The 15918-nt window shown below is 71.9% G+C and carries 16 protein-coding genes; 3 read left to right on the forward strand and 13 right to left on the reverse strand.

Annotation, left to right across the window (positions count from 1 at the left end; translation table 11 throughout):
* Positions 1-91: 91 nt before the first annotated feature.
* From rpmA to HNR02_RS00220, 3 genes are all read right to left on the reverse strand, one after another.
* Entirely contained in the window at positions 92-349 is a 258-nt protein-coding gene (gene rpmA / locus HNR02_RS00210) for a 50S ribosomal protein L27 (RefSeq protein ID WP_179771206.1), read from the reverse strand.
* 15 nt (positions 350-364) lie between these two features.
* Positions 365-679: a 50S ribosomal protein L21 gene (gene rplU / locus HNR02_RS00215; protein ID WP_179771207.1), complete on the reverse strand. Its 315-nt coding sequence runs from the start codon at positions 677-679 to the stop codon at positions 365-367.
* A gap of 152 nt (positions 680-831) precedes the next feature.
* Positions 832-4071, reverse strand: coding sequence for a ribonuclease E/G (locus HNR02_RS00220; protein ID WP_179771208.1), 3240 nt, complete (start codon positions 4069-4071; stop codon positions 832-834).
* A gap of 501 nt (positions 4072-4572) precedes the next feature.
* Between HNR02_RS00220 and HNR02_RS00225 the strand changes: the two genes are divergently transcribed.
* The gene (locus tag HNR02_RS00225; protein ID WP_218902554.1) at positions 4573-5913 is read left to right on the forward strand and encodes a S8 family peptidase; all 1341 of its coding nucleotides are present in this window, start codon (positions 4573-4575) and stop codon (positions 5911-5913) included.
* Here HNR02_RS00225 and HNR02_RS00230 read toward each other — a convergent pair.
* The 9 genes from HNR02_RS00230 to folC all read right to left on the reverse strand — a co-directional run bounded on the left by HNR02_RS00230 (position 5891) and on the right by folC (position 13726).
* Positions 5891-6715, reverse strand: a complete 825-nt coding sequence (locus HNR02_RS00230) for an ABC transporter permease (protein ID WP_179771209.1) — start codon at positions 6713-6715, stop codon at positions 5891-5893. The genes HNR02_RS00225 and HNR02_RS00230 overlap by 23 nt on opposite strands.
* Before the next feature lie 2 nt (positions 6716-6717).
* Positions 6718-7521: an ABC transporter permease gene (locus tag HNR02_RS00235; protein ID WP_179771210.1), complete on the reverse strand. Its 804-nt coding sequence runs from the start codon at positions 7519-7521 to the stop codon at positions 6718-6720.
* The gene (locus HNR02_RS00240) at positions 7521-8432 is read right to left on the reverse strand and encodes an ABC transporter ATP-binding protein (RefSeq protein WP_179775630.1); all 912 of its coding nucleotides are present in this window, start codon (positions 8430-8432) and stop codon (positions 7521-7523) included. Before HNR02_RS00240 ends, HNR02_RS00235 begins: the two co-directional genes overlap by 1 nt.
* A 54-nt stretch (positions 8433-8486) precedes the next feature.
* On the reverse strand, positions 8487-9242 hold the full coding sequence (locus HNR02_RS00245; RefSeq protein WP_179771211.1) for an IclR family transcriptional regulator: 756 nt from the start codon (positions 9240-9242) through the stop codon (positions 8487-8489).
* A gap of 68 nt (positions 9243-9310) precedes the next feature.
* Positions 9311-9721 (reverse strand): nucleoside-diphosphate kinase, encoded by a 411-nt coding sequence (gene ndk, locus HNR02_RS00250; protein WP_179771212.1) that lies wholly within the window; start codon positions 9719-9721, stop codon positions 9311-9313.
* 43 nt (positions 9722-9764) lie between these two features.
* Positions 9765-11315: an alkaline phosphatase D family protein gene (locus tag HNR02_RS00255; protein ID WP_179771213.1), complete on the reverse strand. Its 1551-nt coding sequence runs from the start codon at positions 11313-11315 to the stop codon at positions 9765-9767.
* Positions 11316-11375: 60 nt separating this feature from the next.
* Positions 11376-11741 carry a DUF4260 family protein gene (locus HNR02_RS00260; RefSeq protein WP_179771214.1) on the reverse strand — a complete coding sequence of 122 codons (366 nt, stop codon included), beginning with the start codon at positions 11739-11741 and terminating at the stop codon, positions 11376-11378.
* A 114-nt stretch (positions 11742-11855) separates the two neighbouring features.
* On the reverse strand, positions 11856-12257 hold the full coding sequence (locus tag HNR02_RS00265; protein ID WP_179771215.1) for a DUF4233 domain-containing protein: 402 nt from the start codon (positions 12255-12257) through the stop codon (positions 11856-11858).
* Positions 12254-13726, reverse strand: a complete 1473-nt coding sequence (gene folC / locus HNR02_RS00270; protein WP_179771216.1) for a bifunctional tetrahydrofolate synthase/dihydrofolate synthase — start codon at positions 13724-13726, stop codon at positions 12254-12256. The genes HNR02_RS00265 and folC overlap by 4 nt, the downstream gene beginning before the upstream one ends.
* A gap of 73 nt (positions 13727-13799) precedes the next feature.
* On the opposite strand from folC, the gene HNR02_RS00275 reads away from it, so the two are divergent.
* Positions 13800-14393, forward strand: a complete 594-nt coding sequence (locus HNR02_RS00275; RefSeq protein ID WP_179771217.1) for a class I SAM-dependent methyltransferase — start codon at positions 13800-13802, stop codon at positions 14391-14393.
* Here HNR02_RS00275 and HNR02_RS00280 read toward each other — a convergent pair.
* A complete protein-coding gene (locus tag HNR02_RS00280) occupies positions 14381-14656 on the reverse strand; it encodes a DUF2277 domain-containing protein (RefSeq protein WP_179771218.1) in 276 nt (91 codons plus the stop codon). The genes HNR02_RS00275 and HNR02_RS00280 overlap by 13 nt on opposite strands.
* A 63-nt stretch (positions 14657-14719) precedes the next feature.
* Here HNR02_RS00280 and HNR02_RS00285 point away from each other — a divergent pair, with 63 nt between their 5' ends.
* A complete protein-coding gene (locus tag HNR02_RS00285; RefSeq protein ID WP_179771219.1) occupies positions 14720-15904 on the forward strand; it encodes an amidase in 1185 nt (394 codons plus the stop codon).
* Positions 15905-15918 lie beyond the last annotated feature (14 nt).

Consider the following 15918-nt stretch of genomic DNA (forward strand, 5'->3'; position numbering starts at 1 on the left):
GGATATCAGCCATTACCAGCAACAAGGGGCGGGACCGGATCTGTTCCGGGCCCGCCCCTTGCTGGAGGTGCTGGGTTGTCTCGGCGGACCCTCAGGCCTCGACCGGGACGATGTTGACCGTCTTGCGGCCACGCTTCGCGCCGAACTCCACGGTGCCCGCCGAAAGGGCGAACAGCGTGTCGTCACCGCCGCGGCCGACGTTCAGACCGGGGTGGAACTTGGTGCCGCGCTGGCGGACCAGGATCTCACCGGCGTTCACGAGCTGACCGCCGTAGCGCTTGACGCCGAGGTACTGGGGGTTGGAGTCGCGCCCGTTGCGGGAGCTGGACGCACCCTTCTTGTGTGCCATGGCTCCTGCAGCTCCTTACTTCGTGATTCCGGTGACCTCGACGCGGGTCAGCTTCTGACGGTGACCCTGCCGCTTGTGGTACCCGGTCTTGTTCTTGAACTTGTGGATGCGGATCTTGGGACCCTTGGTCTGCTCGACGACCTTGCCGGTGACCGAGATCTTCGCGAGTGCGTCGGCGTCCGCCGTGACATCGCTGCCGTCGACGTACAGCACGGCGGGGAAGGAATGCTCGGTGCCCGGCTTGCCCTCGAGCTTCTCGACCTCGACGACGTCGCCGACGGCCACCTTGTACTGCTTGCCGCCGGTCTTGACGATCGCGTACGCCGACACGGAAGTCTCCTGCTAACTCGACAATGGGTGAGGGCTTGCGCCACGTCCCGCTCTCTCGCGGTCCTGTGATCGCGCCATAGCCCATCCGGGGATGGGCCGCCTTACAGGTTACGTGACGCCCCGGCGCCGGGTGACACCGGGGCGTCCGAACATCAGCTCTGGTCCGCCGCGTGCACCGGCGGGCCCGCCGGACGCGTGGCCGCGCGGCGCGGACGCCGACGGGTCGTCCGGGTGGCCGGGGTGGGCACGTCGACCTCCGCGGTGGTCTCCTCGGCCGTCTCGGCGACCTCCGGAGCCGTGGCCGCCGGGGACGGCTCGGCGGGGGTGGAGATCTCGACGGCCTCGCCCGCGGACTGCTGCGGCCTGCGGGCGACGCGGCGGGCCCGGGACGGCGTGCGCCGCGCCGGGGTGGCCTCGTCGGCCTGCTCGGGGGTGACCGAAGCGGCCTGCTCCCCGCCGGCCGGCTGCTCCGCGGTGGGCGGTTGCTCCGGGGCGGCGGGCTGTGCAGGGGCAGCCGAGCTCGCGGACGTGGCGGACTGTTCCGGCGTGGCCGGATCCGCCGCCGCGGCGGGCTCCGCCGTGGTGACCGGCTTCGCCGAAGTGGCGGCGGGGTGCTCGGAGTCAGCCGAGCTCGCCGAGGTGGCGGGCTGCTCCGAGGTCACCGCGGCGCTCGACTGCTGCGCGACGGGCTGGTCCGTCTTGGCGGGCGCCGCCTGCTCGCGGGTGGCGCTCCGCCGCTTCCTGGCCGAGCGCTCCGGCTGGGGCCGGGCGGGCTCGGCCGTGTCCGGGCGGTCCGCCGGGTCGGCGCCGTTCAGCGCGACGGCGTCCGGCTCCGCGGCGGGCTTCTCGCCGCCCTCGGTCTTCGTCGAGGCGATCTTGGCCGCCTTGGCCATGGCCTCGACCGCCGAGATCGTGCTCTCCCGCTGCACCGGCGACGGCGCGGGCTCGGTGTTCTTCGGCTCCTGCTGCTCCTCGGTCTTCGCGCGGCTACGGGACCGGCGCGAGCCGCCGCCACCGTGCTGGTGACCGTTGCCGCCGCCACCGCCGTTGCCGGACTTCACCGGCTCGGTCGAGACGATCACGCCGCGGCCCTTGCAGTGCTCGCACGTCGTGGAGAACGCTTCGAGCAGGCCGGTGCCGATCTTCTTGCGGGTCATCTGGACCAGGCCCAGCGAGGTGACCTCGGCGACCTGGTGGCGCGTCCGGTCGCGGCCGAGGCACTCGGTCAGCCGCTTGAGCACCAGCTCCCGGTTGGACTCCAGCACCATGTCGATGAAGTCGATGACGATGATGCCGCCGATGTCGCGCAGCCGCAGCTGACGCACGATCTCCTCGGCCGACTCGAGGTTGTTGCGGGTGACCGTCTCTTCGAGGTTGCCGCCGGAGCCGGTGAACTTGCCGGTGTTGACGTCGATCACCGTCATCGCCTCGGTGCGGTCGATGACCAGGTAACCGCCCGAGGGCAGCCACACCTTGCGGTCCAGCGCCTTGGTCAGCTGCTCGTCGATGCGATGCTCGGCGAGCACGTCACCGTTGCCGACGTACCGCTTGAGCCGCCCGGTCAGGTCCGGCGCGACGTGCTCGACGTAGGCGTGGATGGTCTCCCACGCCGTGCTGCCCTGGACCTCCAGCTTCGCGAAGTCCTCGGTGAACAGGTCGCGGACCACCTTGACCAGCAGGTCCGGCTCCTCGTACAGCATCACCGGCGCGGAGGACTTCTTGCCGCCGGAGGCGGAGTCGGCCTTCTCCTTCACGACCTCCCACTGCGCCTTCAACCGCTTGACGTCGCGCTCCAGCTCCTCCTCGCTGATGCCCTCCGACGCGGTCCGGATGATCACTCCGGCGTCGTCGGGGACGATCCGCTTGAGGATGTCCTTGAGCCGCCGCCGCTCGTTCTCCGGCAGCTTGCGGGAGATGCCGGTGGCACCGCCGGAGGGCATGTAGACCAGGAACCTGCCGGGCAGCGAGATCTGCGTGGTCAGCCGGGCCCCCTTGTGCCCGACCGGATCCTTGGTGACCTGCACCAGGACGTTGTCGCCGCTGGAGAGGGCCTGCTCGATCTTGCGGGACTTGCCCTCCAGGCCCGCGGCGTCCCAGTCGACCTCGCCCGCGTAGAGCACGGCGTTGCGGCCGCGGCCGATGTCGACGAACGCGGCCTCCATCGAGGGCAGCACGTTCTGCACGCGGCCCAGGTAGACGTTGCCCACGATCGAGCCGCTGTGCTGCGAGGTCACGAAGTGCTCGACCAGCACGCCGTCCTCAAGGACGCCGATCTGGGTGTGCTCGCCGTTCTCGGCGACCACCATCGAGCGCTCGACCGCTTCGCGCCGGGCCAGGAACTCGGCCTCGGACAGGATCGGCGCGCGGCGGCGGCCCGCCTCGCGGCCGTCGCGGCGGCGCTGGCGCTTGGCCTCCAGCCGGGTCGAACCGCGGACGCTGCGGACACCGTCCGAGCTGCTGCTGCCGCCCCGCTCCTTGTCCTCGCCCTTGGTGTCGCGGACGTGGACGACGGTGTTCGGCGGGTCGTCGGTGCCGTCGGCGTTGTCCCCGTCGGAGCCCTTGCGGCGGCGACGGCGGCGCCGGCGCCGGTTCGACGCCTCGCCCTCGTCGGAGTCGTCGGACTGCTCCGGCGTCTCCCCCTCGTCGGCGGTGTCGTCGTCCTCGGCCCTGCCGGTCTCCTCGGGCCGCTCGGACTCGGTCTCGGTGGTGTTCTCGTCGCCGCCCTTGCCCCGGCCGCGGCCACGGCGGCCACGGCGGCGGCGACGGCGGCCGGCGCCGTCCTCACCCTCGCCGTCGTCGGCGTCCTCGTCGCGCCGGGTGTCCTCGGGCTCCTCGGCCTGCTCCACCTTGGCGGGCCTGGCCTGCTTGGGCTTGGGCTCCCCGGCCGTGGCCTCGGGCGGGAGGAACACCGGCGACGGGGCCGCGAAGACCGGCATGTGGGCGGACGGGCGCTTGGCTTCCTTCGCCGGAGCCTCGGGCTCGGCCGGCGCGTCGGTCGTGGGAGCGACCTCCGGCTCGGGCTTCGCGGCGGGCTGGGTGGTCTTCTCGACGACCGGTTCGGGCGTGCTCTCCGGTACGGCGTCCGGGCCGGGCGCGGCGTCCTCGGCGGGGGCGACCGCCTCCGGGGAAGCGGCCTCGTCCGCAGCCTGCTCGTCGGCCGGGGCGAGCGCCTCGGCGACCTTGACCGCGACCTCCCGCGGCACGCTCGACTGAGCGCTGCGTGCCGTCTCACCCAGTTCGGTGAGCTTGGCCAGCACGGTCCGGCTGTTCGAGCCGAGCAGCTTCGCCAGTGCGTGGACCCGGACGCGCGGCGGCAGTTCGCCGAGCGGGCCGGGTGCGGGTAGGGCGGTGTTCCCGCCGGTGTTCTCGGCGGGTGTGTCCGCGTTCGACATACATCTCCTCCGCCCCCGGGCGCGTCCCCAGCCACACGGGCTGGCGGACGCGGCCGCACAGGGGCCCTTCCTGTCTGTTCCGCCAGGGTGGTCACCACCGGCGGGAATCCTGTGCCTCGTCTCGCCGCGACGGCGCCGGGGTCCGGCTCCCGCCGCAAGCAGGTCTCCTCGGTGACGGGCCGTCCGAGCCGGCGGTTCCCGTCCGCCTGCCGCTCGTCGAGCCACCCAGGTGGTTCCTGGCGGCGACGACCTGGCGCTCTTCCGTCCTGTCTCCGGACCGCTCCCCCCGGACCGACCGCAGGTCGCGGGCGTGTCGGCGGGAGCAGCCGAGTCGAGTATCCCACACGGCGGGTCCGGTGCGGCGTGCTCGGTGCCAACAGGGGTGTCGCCACGGCCGGGCGAACTTGCCCGCCGCGCTTGTCGGCGGCGCGCGGAGTGGCTTAGCGTGCGGCAGAACACCGCAGGTCCCCGACCGCCTGTTCGCCCTGTTGGAGGTCCCCGTTGCCCGGCTTGGGTCGCTCGCTGGTGACCTTCGCGTGCGCCGTGCTGGTCCTCGCGCCGGTGCCGGCCGCGGCGGAGCAGGACGAGGCGTGTTCCGGCGGCGAACGGACCGTGCGCCACCTGATCGTCCTCGATCCCGGTACGTCCGAGGCGGCGGCGCGGGACCGGGTCGAAGCGGCCTGTGGGGACCTGACCGGCTGGTTCCCGCGGATCGCGGTGGGGGTGGCCACCTCCACCGACCCGGGTTTCGGCACGCGGATGGGGCCGGGCCGCAGTTACGGCGCGCAGGACGAACGGGGGGCGGGCAGGCGGCCGGTGCGGCCCTCGCTGCACGCGAACGCCGAGGTGTCCGCCGCCGACCGCAGCGCCGAGCAGTGGAACCTGGCGGCGGTGGGCGGGCCGGAGCGGGGCAGCCCGGATGTCGTGGTCGGGGTCCTCGACTCCGGCATCGACCCCGGCCACCCCGATCTGGCCGGCGCCGTGGACCGGGAGAACTCGGCAGGGTGCGTCGGCGGGGTGGCGGATCCGTCGGAGCGCGCGTGGGAGGCGACGACGTCCGCGCACGGTACGCACGTCGCCGGGATCATCGCCGCCGCCGATGACGGGAAGGGCACGACCGGGGTCGCGCCCGGCACGCGGGTCGCCTCGGTCAAGGTGGTCGACGACCGCGGCCTCGTCACGCCGGAGGCCGTGGTGTGCGGCCTGATGTGGGCGGCCGAGCACCGGATGGCGGTCACGAACAGCAGCATCGCGATCAACACGTGGAGCCCCTCGTGCACGGGTTCGCCGGGGCACGAGGTGGTCCGCGAGGCGCTCTCGCGTGCGGTCGGCTATGCGGCAGGGCAGGGCACGCTGACCGTCGCGGCGGCGACGAACGACGCGCTGGACCTGACCCCGTCGTGGAGCGAGCCAGGAACGCGATGTGACGCGTTTCCCGCGGCGCTCCGCGATGTGGTGACGGTGTCGGCGGCCGGACCGGACGGGGTGAAGGCCGGGTACAGCTCGTACGGGCTCGGCGTGGTGGACCTGACCGCGCCCGGTGGCGACGGTGACACGTGCGTGTTGTCCACGATCCCCGGCGGCTATGGCACGTTGTGCGGCACGTCGATGGCGGCGCCGCACGTGGCGGGCGCCGCGGCGGTGCTGGCCGCCGAACGGCCGGGGTCGACGACGCGGCAGCTGCGGCGGGCTCTGGAGAACCGGGCCCGGCCCGTCCCGTGCCCTGCCGACTACGACCTCACCGGCGACGGCCGTCAGGACGCCTTCTGCGCCGGGTACACCGGCTACAACGGCTTCTACGGCCACGGGATGGTGCGGGTCAGCGGAGGAGCAGTCCGCTGAGGCGCCGCGCCGTGCCCCAGATCCCGAGGGCCGCCAGCGCCACCAGGTAGGCGACGTGACCGAGCATGCCGGGGTGCAGTGCCCCGACCGACAGCTCCCGCATCAGCTGGATCCCGTGGTAGAGCGGCGAGCACTGCACGACGATCCGCAGCGCCTCCGGGTACACCGACAGCGGGTAGAACGTCGTCGAGAACAGGAACAGCGGGACGACGACCAGGTTGATGTAGTCGAACTGGGACGTCGAGCGGAGGAAGGTCGCGCAGGTCATGCCGACCGCGGCGAAGGCGAACGCGATCAGGACCGCGGCGGGGATCAGCAGCAGCGCCCACGGCGTGGTGACCAGGCCCATCGCGGCCATCACGACGAAGAACGCGACCGAGTACAGACCGCCGCGCAGCACCGCCCACGAGATCTCGCCGATCGCGATGTCGAGCGGGCCGATGGGGGTCGCCAGCATCGCGTCGTAGGTCTTGGCGTAGCGGAACTTGAAGAACACGTTGAACGTGCTGTCGAAGATCGCGCCGTTCATCGCCGAGGACGCCAGCAGGGCGGGCGCGACGAACGCGACGTAACTCATCGGCGCACCGCCGGGGCCGGTCGCTTCGCCCACGAGCCTGCCGAAACCGATCTGGAACGCGACCAGGTAGAGCAGCGGTTCGAGCACACCGGACGCGAACACCAGCCACATGCGGGAGTACGCCAGCACCGACCGTTCGATGATCTTGCTCGCCCGGCCCGCGTAGAGGCCCGGCGGGAGAACGCGCAGCAGCAGGCCGCGACGAGGGGTGTCCAGGACGGTCATCGTCACACCACCAGTCGCCGGTAGAAGTAGCGGTGCGCCAGGGCCGTGCCCGCCGCGAAGAGGGCACCCAGGAACGCCAGGTGCCCCAGCGCGGGCAGCGGATCCAGACCGCCGAGCGTGACACCCCGGGCGAGTTCGTTGCCGTGCCACAGCGGGGAGATCCATGCCAGCCAGCGCAGCGCGAGCGGGATCTGCTCGATCGGGAAGAACGTGCCCGCGAACAACGTCATCGGCATCACCACGAACCGGAACACGCCGTTGAACCGGACGCCCTCGTCGTAGGTGGTGGCCGCGAGCGCCGTCACCGGTGCCGCACACGCCAGACCGGTGGCCGCGCCGACCAGGACGACCAGCACCGCACCCGCGTTCAACCACGCCCCGAACGGCACCGCGATCACCGCGTACACCGTGCCCGCCAGCAGCAGGCGCAACGTCACCCAGATCAGATGCCCGCCCAGCACCTGCCCCGGCGTGACCGGTGTCGCCGTGACCGCCAGGTAGTCCTTCTGCCACTTGAACCCGGACAGCACCGGGTACGTCGACTCCCCCACCGCGTTCTGCAGCGCCGCCGACACCAGCAGCGCGGGCGCGATGTAGTGCACATAGGACAGTCCGCCGGTGGCGGGGCCCGCCTGCACCTGCGAACCGAACCCCAGCCCCATCGCGAGCAGGAACAGCAGCGGCTGCAGACCCGTCGAGTACAGATTGGACTTCCAGTACCGCCGGTACCACGTCCAGTAGCCCTCGACGCGCAGCCACGCGCCGTGCCAGGCCGGGACCACCCGGCCGGTCGGGGAAACGCTCATCAGTCCACCAGCGTCCGTCCGGTCAGCCGGAGGAACACGTCCTCCAGGGTGCTGCGGCGCACCAGGCTCGACGTCGGCCGCACGCCGCGCTGGTGCACCTGCTCCAGCGCGCTCTCCCCGGCCGCGGTATAGAGCAGCAGACGGTCCGGCAGCACCTCGACGCGGTCGGCGAGGTCGGCCACGCGGCCGGCCGGCGCCTCCTCTCCCGGCGGGAACCGCAGCTCCAGCACCTCGCGGGTCGAGTACCGCAGGATCAGCTCGGCCGGGGAGCCCTCGGCGACGATCCGCCCGCCGTCCATGACCACCAGCCGGTCGCACAGCTGCTCGGCCTCGTCCATGTAATGCGTGGTGACGATGAGCGTGACACCCTGCGCCTTGAGCCGGAACAGCTTGTCCCACAACAGGTGCCGCGCCTGCGGGTCGAGTCCCGTGGTCGGCTCGTCGAGCAGCAGCAGCTCGGGATCGTTGACCAGTGCCCGTGCGATCGTCAGCCGCCGCTTCATACCGCCGGACAGCGGTTCGACCTCGTCCCCGGCCCGGTCGGTCAGCTGCGCGAACTCCATCAGCTCGACCGCCTTGCGCCGGACGTGCGCGCGGGACAGCCCGAAGTAGCGGCCGTACACGTGCAGGTTCTGCCGCACGGTCAGCTCGTTGTCGAGGTTGTCCTGCTGCGGCACCACCCCGAGACGCGCACGGATGCGCGGGCCCTCGGCATTCGGGTCCAGGCCGAGGACCTTCAGATCCCCGTCGGAGCGCGGCGAGACCGACGCGATCATCCGCATGGTCGACGACTTGCCCGCGCCGTTGGGCCCGAGGAACCCGAACGCCTCCCCGCGCCGGACCTCGACGTCGATCCCCCGCACCGCTTCGAAGTCGCCGAAGCGCTTCACCAGCGCCTTCGCCTCCACCATGCTCTCGTCCACGCTTCGCAGACTAGGGCGACCCACCGACAGTTTTCGATCGGTTTAAGGCCCGACCAGCTCCCGTGAGAGCGCCGAAGCCGCCGTGCGGACCGCGGGTGCCAACCGGTCCACGTCGAGCTTCGCGGCGCTTCCCGTGATGGACACCGCGGCGATCAGGCGGCGCCGCCGGTCGTACACCGGCGCTGCCACGGCCGCGACCCCGACCTCGGCTTCCTCGTGGTTGACCCCGTACCCGCGCTCGACGGCGCGGTCCAGGTCCCGGCGCAGCAGCCCGGGCGCGACGATCGTGCGGGGTGTGCGGCGGGCCAGCCCGGCCGCGGTCACGCGCTGGAAGTACTCCGGCGGCCCGAGCGCGAGGAACACCTTCCCGGTCGCGGTGCAGTGCACCGGCATGCGCCCGCCGACGCGGGACACGATGGGTGTGGACCGGTGCCCGGTGACCTTCTCCAGGAACAGGGTGTGGCGGCCGTCCGGCACCGCGAGGTGGATGTTCTCGTGCGTGGCCTCGTAGAGGTCCTGCAGGTAGGGCAGCGCCGCTTCCCGCAGCTCACGGCGCCGCGGCACGCGCTGGCCGAGTTCGAACAGCTTCATGCTGAGCCGGTACGCGCCACCGTCGCGTTCCAGTCCGCCCCAGCGGACGAGTTCGGCGACCAGCCGGTGCGCGGTGGCCTTCGGCAGGCCGGTGCGCGCGGACAGCTCGGCCAGGGAGAGCTGGACGTCGGCGGGCTCGAACGCGTCGAGCAGCATCAGGCCGCGCGCCAGCACCGACTTCGGGACCTCGCCTCCGTTGGCGGTCATCCACGGATGGTAAATCCCCGGAGGGACTCCCGGTAAGGTCGATCTTCCCGGGAGTCCCCGCGGTCAGGTCACAGGTCGGGGAACCAGAGCTTCAGCTCGCGCTCGGCCGACTCGGGCGAGTCCGAGCCGTGCACCAGGTTGAACTGGGTCTCCAGGCCGTAGTCCCCGCGCAGCGTGCCGGGGGTGGCCTTCTCGACCGGGTCGGTGCCGCCGGCGAGCTGGCGGAAGGCGGCGATGGCGCGCACGCCCTCGACGGCGATCGCCACGACCTGGCCGGAGGTGATGAACTCCAGCAGGTCACCGAAGAACGGCTTGTCCTTGTGCTCGGCGTAGTGCTCCTCGGCGACCGAACGCTCGACGGTGCGCAGCTCCAGCGCGGCCAGCTTCAGCCCCTTGCGCTCGATGCGCGAAATGACCTCGCCGACGAGGCCGCGCTGTACGCCGTCGGGCTTGACCAGAACCAGCGTGCGTTCACTCACGACTGCGTTTCTCCTTAATCACGTGCACGGATTGACCGGAAGCCTACTGGCCTTCCCGGCGCTGGGGTTCCAGGGTGGTCGACCACAGCGAAGCGCCCGTGCCGTCACGGAGATCGACGCGAAGCTCGCCGGAGCGGCCATCGACGTTGATCTCGCCGAAATGCTGGAAACCGCCCATCGGGGAGGTGTTCTGGGCAGGCGGCGCGTGCACGAAAACCGCTTCCGGGCCGAACGTCGGGTCGAGCGTGTTGGGACCGAAGGCACCCGCGTGCAGCGGCCCGGAAACGAATTCCCAGAACGGGTCGAAATCCTGCACGGCCGCGCGGTCCGGCGAATAGTGGTGCGCCGCCGTGTAGTGCACGTCCGCGGTCAGCCACACGGTGTTGCGCACCTTGCGCCGGGAGAGTTCGCGCAGCACGCCCGCGATCTCGCTCTCGCGGCCGGCGGGCGCGCCGGGCAGGTTGTTGGCCACGCCCTCGATTCCGGTGCCGTCGAGCACCGCCAGCCCGATGGGGAGATCGGCCTGCACGATCTTCCACGTCGCGCGGCTGCGGGACAGGCCGTCGACGAGCCACTTCGCCTGCTTCTCGCCGAGGATCTGCCCGGGCTTGGTCTGATCGGCGGTGTTGGCGTCCTTGTAGGTGCGCATGTCGAGGACGAACACCTCGAGTCGCGAGCCGTAGGTGAAGCTGCGGTAGACGCGGCCGTCGACGGCACGGCGCGGGTCGATCGGCTGCCATTCGTGGAATGCCTGGAACGCACGCCGGGCCAGGACGTCCACGCGCTTCTCGGTGTACTGCGGCAGGTCCAGGATTTCGCCCGGGTACCAGTTGTTGGTCACCTCGTGGTCGTCCCACTGGACGTAGGCGGCCGTGGCGGCGGTGAACGCGCGCACGTTCTCGTCGAGCATGTTGTAGGCGAACTGCCCGCGGTACTCGTCGAGGGTCTCGGCGACCTTCGACTTCTCCGGGGTGACGATGTTGCGCCACACGCGACCGTCCGGCAGCGTGACCGATTCGGCGAGCGGGCCGTCGGCGTAGACCGTGTCGCCGCTGTGCAGGAACAGGTCCGGCTTGCGGGCCAGCATCGCGGAATAGGCGGTCATCCCCCCGATGTCGGGGTTGATGCCCCAGCCCTGGCCGACGACGTCGCCCGACCAGGTCAGGCGGACATCGCTCCGGCCGACCGGGGCGGTCTTGAAGGTGCCGGTGAGCGGCTCGCTGGTGGCGCGGCCGTCGAGCGATTCGGCGGTGACGCGGTAGTGCACTTCGCTGCCCGGGGCGAGCGCGGAGACCCGCAGTTTGCCGGTGCCGCCGGTGTCCGGGGTGAGCAGCGGGCCGCGGACGGTGCGCGCGTGGCGGAACGACGGGTCGCGGGAGATCTCAACCACCATGCGCGACGGCCGGTCGGCGCGGGTCCAGACGAGGCCGGAGGTGGGGGTGACGTCACCCGCCTGGACACCGTGGGTGAGCACCGGGCGGTCCGTGCGCAGGAGGGCGGCCCCGGCGAGCGGGCTGCCCACCACCCCGGCGGCCAGGACACCGGCGCCGACGAGGCCGGTTCGGAGAGCGGAACGTCGAGTCTGTTCGGTCATGCCGGTGTTCTATGCGGCGTTCGGGGCCGACGGGCCAACTCCGGCTGTCCGCCCGGTGAATTACGCCGCGGCGCGCTGCCTGCCTTCGGCGGTGCGAAGGCCGTAGCCGAACACGCGATCCACCGCGATGTGCGCGAGCCAGGCGAGGCCGAGGGTAAAGGCCGCGGGGCTCGCGACGAAGCTGAACACCACGAGGAGAACGACGGGCGGCGCCCAGTGGTGGGCCGCGTTGTAGAACGGCACGACCCGGCGGGGCAGGACGCCACGCTCGATCGGACCCGCGCCGATGCCGGCGAGGAACGTCAGGTCCGGTCCGATGAGCCCCAGCACGAGCGCGCCGACGGTCCAGCCGCCGTGCTTGACCGCTTCGAAGACGGCGAACGCGAGCAGGAAGGCGGCGACGAGGGCCCAGGCGACGCGCGTCACGGGAACACTCCTCCGAGATCGGTTATCCGACTTGAGAGCAGTGCTCTCATACGGACGAATATGGCCCGGATGGCATTCCTTGTCAAGAGCAGTGCTCTCGCTACGAATCGCCGCTCACTCGGCGGGCTGCTGCTGACTCGGCAGGCGGCCCTGGGCCATCCGCTTGGCGACGTCGTTGCGCAGCCAGAGCGCCCACAGCCAGAACGCCAGGAACAGCAGGCCGATGATGCCGATGGCCACCGTGTCGACGAAATAGGCGACCAGCGCGACCTGCAGCACCAGGATCACCGGCACCGCCCACCGCTTCTTGAGCGCGCCGCACAACAGCACGTGCAGGACGGCGATCACGATGACGCCCCAGCCCTGCAGCGTGCCGACGCCGTCGCCGAGGTTCGCGATGATCGGCACGGCCAGTCCGACGGTGATCGCCTCACAGATCAGCGTCCCGGCCATGACGCCGCGGAAGGACTTCATCGGGTCCTTCGCCGGCGGCCGCACCGTCTTCTCCTCGCTCATGCCGGTTCCTTCCCGAACAACGTCCGCGCGTCCCCCACCGTGACGACCGAACCGGTGATCAGCACGCCGCCACCGGCCAGCGGTTCGCCCGGTTCCTCGCTCTCCTCGACCAGCGCGACCGCCGTCTCGACCGCGGCGTCCAGACTGGACTCCGCGACCACCCGGTCCTCGCCGAAGATCGACAGCGCCAGGTCGTTCAGCTCGTCCAGCGGCATCGCGCGCGGCGAGCTGTTCTTGGTGACCACGACCTCCGAGACCACCGGTTCCAGCGCCTCCAGGATGCCGCGCACGTCCTTGTCGTCGAGCACCCCGATCACCGCGGCGAGCTTGCGGAAGGCGAACTCCTCCTCGATCGCGGTGGCCAGCGCGCGGGCGCTGTGCGGGTTGTGCGCCGCGTCGAGCAGCACCGTCGGCGCGGCGCGGACGCGCTCCAGCCGTCCCGGGTTCTCCACCGTCGCGAACGCCTCGCGCACGGCGTCGATGTCCAGGCGGCGGTCCTTGCCCGCCCCGAAGAACGCCTCGACCGCGGCGAGCGCCAGTAGCGCGTTGTTCGCCTGGTGGGCTCCGTGCAGCGGCAGGAAGACCTCGTCGTAGACGCCACCGAGACCCTGCAGGCTCAGCATCTGCCCGCCGACCGCGATCTCCTTGCGCAGCACCCCGAACTCGCTGCCCGCGCGCGCGACCGTGGCGTCCACCTCGACGGCCCGCTCCAGCAGCACGCGCAGCGCGTCGGGCTCCTGCTCGGCGATGATCGCGATGCCGCCCGGCTTGATGATCCCGGCCTTCTCCCCGGCGATCCCGGCCAGGTCGCTGCCCAGGTAGTCGACGTGGTCGAGGCCGACCGGCGTGATCACGGAGACCTGGCCGTCGGCGACGTTGGTCGCGTCCCAGGTGCCGCCCATGCCGGTCTCCACCACCGCGGCGTCGACCGGGGCGTCGGCGAACGCCGCGAACGCCATGCCGGTGAGCACCTCGAACTTGCTCATCTTCGGGCCGCCCGCACCGTCCACCATGCCGATGTAGGGCGCGATGTCGCGGTAGATCTCCACGTACTTCGAGGCGGCGATCGGGGCGCCGTCGACGGCGATCCGCTCGGTGACCAGCTGCAGGTGGGGGCTGGTGTAGCGGCCGACGCGCAGGCCGAGGCGGGACAGCAGCGCGTCGATCATGCGGGTGACCGAGCCCTTGCCGTTGGTGCCGGCCACGTGCACGACGGGGTAGGTCTTCTGCGGATCGCCCAGCACGGTCATCAGCGCGGCGATCCGGTCGAGCGAGGGCTCGATCTTCGTCTCCGGCCAGCGCTGGTTCAGCTCGGCCTCGACCCGCAGCAGCTCCTGGCGGGCCTGGCGCTCGATCTCCGCGAGGTCGACCGGATCGATCTCCTCCGGGTCGTCGGGCAGGGGCCCGGCCACGAAGTTGCCGCCGCTGGACAGCTCCGCCGGGTACTCCTCGTCCTCGCCCGATGTCACACGTTCTCCCTCATCAGCTGGGATCCTCTACCCGGCCGAGTCTACTTTCGCGGGTGCTGGCAGGTTGGGCTGCATGCCGTTCGACCACAACCACGCCTACCACCGGTTGTTGCTGCGGCACGTTCCGCGCGGGGCGCGCACCGCTCTGGACGTCGGTTGCGGCTCGGGGCTGTTCACGCGGCGGCTCGCGGCGGCAGGGCTGAAGGTGGAGGGCATCGACCCATCCGCCGGGATGATCGCCGCGGCGCGGGCGCTCGGAGCCGGCATCACCTACCGGCAGGAGGACATCACCGCGGCCGAGCTGGGCCGCTACGACTTCATCTCGTGTCTGGCCGCGCTGCATCATGTGCCGTTCGAGACGGTGCTGTCGTTGCGTGCGGCTCTGAATCCGGGCGGTGTCCTGGCGGTGCTCGGGCTGGCCCATCCGCGGTCGTTCACCGACTGGGCGAAGTGGGGCCTGCTCGCCCCGCCGGTCAACCTGGGCGCGCGGCTCGTGGTGGCGGCCGGGGAGCACCTGAACGGCGGACCCGACGCGGTCGCGAAGCCACCCGTGCGGGCCTGGGACATGACCATGACGCGACTGCGCCACCGGTCGGCCGAGCTGCTGCCGGGCTCGACCGTGCGGACGCTGTTGTTCTGGCGCTACCTGCTGGTCTACCGCGCCTGACGCGCGGCGATGCGCGCCTGCACCTCGGGCCGTCGCAGGGGCGGCACCGTGGCGGGCGGCTGGCGCCGGGCGGGCAGTTCGCCGAGCAACCGGGTGGTGATCCCGGCGATCTCGGCCACGGCCCGTTCGAAGGGTTCGCGAGTGGCGTCCGACAGCGTCTGCACCCCGCTCACCTTCCGCACGTACTGACGCGCGGCGGCCTCGATCTCTTCGTCCGTCGCGGAGGGCTCCAGCCCGCGGAGCACCGTGATGTTTCGGCACATGTGGGGAAGAGTACGCGCGCGCTGCCCTCGACGGGGTCACACTGATCGGGCAAGCTCGTTCCCGTGCACGAGGAGGTGTCCGCGCTGACCACGGATTTCGGCGCCTACGTCGAGCGCCACCCGTATCCCGGAACCGGAATCCCCTTCGCCGTCAAGGACTTCCTCGACGTCGCCGGTCAGACGACACGCAACGGCACGCCGGGGCTGGGGCACCACGCCGCCACGGAGGACGCCGAACCGGTCGCCCGGCTGCGTGCCGCCGGTTACGTGCCCGTCGCCCGGACCGCCGTCCCGGAGCTCGCGTGGTCGGTGCGCACGCCCGGCTGCCGCAACCCTCGGGACCCGGAGCGCGACGCGGGCGGGTCGAGTGGCGGCTCGGCGGTCGCGGTGGCCACCGGGGACGTGCCGGTCGCGCTGGGCACGGACACGGGAGGCTCGATCCGCATCCCGGCCGCGTTGTGCGGTGTCGTGGGCCTGCGGCCGACGCACGGCACCGTTCCGATGCGCGGGGTGACCGCGCTGACGCCGTCCATGGACACCGTCGGGCCGATCACGCGAACCGTCGCCGACTGCCTGGAGGTGCACCGGATCCTGGGCGGCGCGGTCGAACCCGTGCCGGACACCGTCGAGGGACTGCGGGTGGGCTGGCCGGAACACCTGTGGGGGACGAAGGCCGATCCGCCGGTGCTGCGATCGGTCGAAACGGCCAGGGACGCCCTGCGCGCCGCGGGCGCGCGGATCGTGCCGGTCGAGCTGCCGCTGGGCCACCGGCACGCCCGTTCCGCCGGGTTCACGACCATGTTGTTCGAGTCGGCGCGCCTGTGGTGGCAGGACTACCAGGACGATCCGTCCGGCCTGCGGGGACGCGCGATCGGCCAGCTCAAGGCGGGCAGCGAGGTCACCCAGGATGAGTACGACGCCGCCCGCGCGCGGGCCGACGGGATCCGGAACGAGCTGGACGCGGCGTTCGCGCAGGTGGACGCGCTGCTGATGCCGACGGTGCCGGTCACCGCGGCGCCCGCGGACGTCGACACCGTCGAGATCGGCGGACGCGCGGAGGCGATCGAGAACGCCTACTACCGGCTGACCGCGCTGGCCGCCGTGAGCGGGCATCCCGCGCTGACGGTCCCGGCGGGCCTCGCCGGCGGACTGCCCGTCGGTGCCCAGCTCGTCGGACCGCGACGGCAGGAGGCCCTGCTGTGCCTGCTCGGCACCGTGATCGAAGGAGAAACCCCGCGACCGCGCTGACCGGGTGAGGCGGC

The organism is Amycolatopsis endophytica (genome assembly GCF_013410405.1).
In the GTDB taxonomy this organism is placed as follows: Bacteria; Actinomycetota; Actinomycetes; order Mycobacteriales; family Pseudonocardiaceae; genus Amycolatopsis_E; species Amycolatopsis_E endophytica.

Coding starts and splice junctions, on each gene's coding strand:
- rpmA (WP_179771206.1), bottom strand. CDS start 349: ATGGCACACAAGAAGGGTGCGTCCAGCTCCCGCAACGGGCGCGACTCC.
- HNR02_RS00220 (WP_179771208.1), bottom strand. CDS start 4,071: ATGTCGAACGCGGACACACCCGCCGAGAACACCGGCGGGAACACCGCC.
- HNR02_RS00230 (WP_179771209.1), bottom strand. CDS start 6,715: ATGACCGTCCTGGACACCCCTCGTCGCGGCCTGCTGCTGCGCGTTCTC.
- HNR02_RS00235 (WP_179771210.1), bottom strand. CDS start 7,521: ATGAGCGTTTCCCCGACCGGCCGGGTGGTCCCGGCCTGGCACGGCGCG.
- HNR02_RS00240 (WP_179775630.1), bottom strand. CDS start 8,432: ATGGTGGAGGCGAAGGCGCTGGTGAAGCGCTTCGGCGACTTCGAAGCG.
- HNR02_RS00245 (WP_179771211.1), bottom strand. CDS start 9,242: ATGACCGCCAACGGAGGCGAGGTCCCGAAGTCGGTGCTGGCGCGCGGC.
- HNR02_RS00255 (WP_179771213.1), bottom strand. CDS start 11,315: ATGACCGAACAGACTCGACGTTCCGCTCTCCGAACCGGCCTCGTCGGC.
- HNR02_RS00265 (WP_179771215.1), bottom strand. CDS start 12,257: ATGAGCGAGGAGAAGACGGTGCGGCCGCCGGCGAAGGACCCGATGAAG.
- HNR02_RS00275 (WP_179771217.1), top strand. CDS start 13,800: ATGCCGTTCGACCACAACCACGCCTACCACCGGTTGTTGCTGCGGCAC.
- HNR02_RS00280 (WP_179771218.1), bottom strand. CDS start 14,656: ATGTGCCGAAACATCACGGTGCTCCGCGGGCTGGAGCCCTCCGCGACG.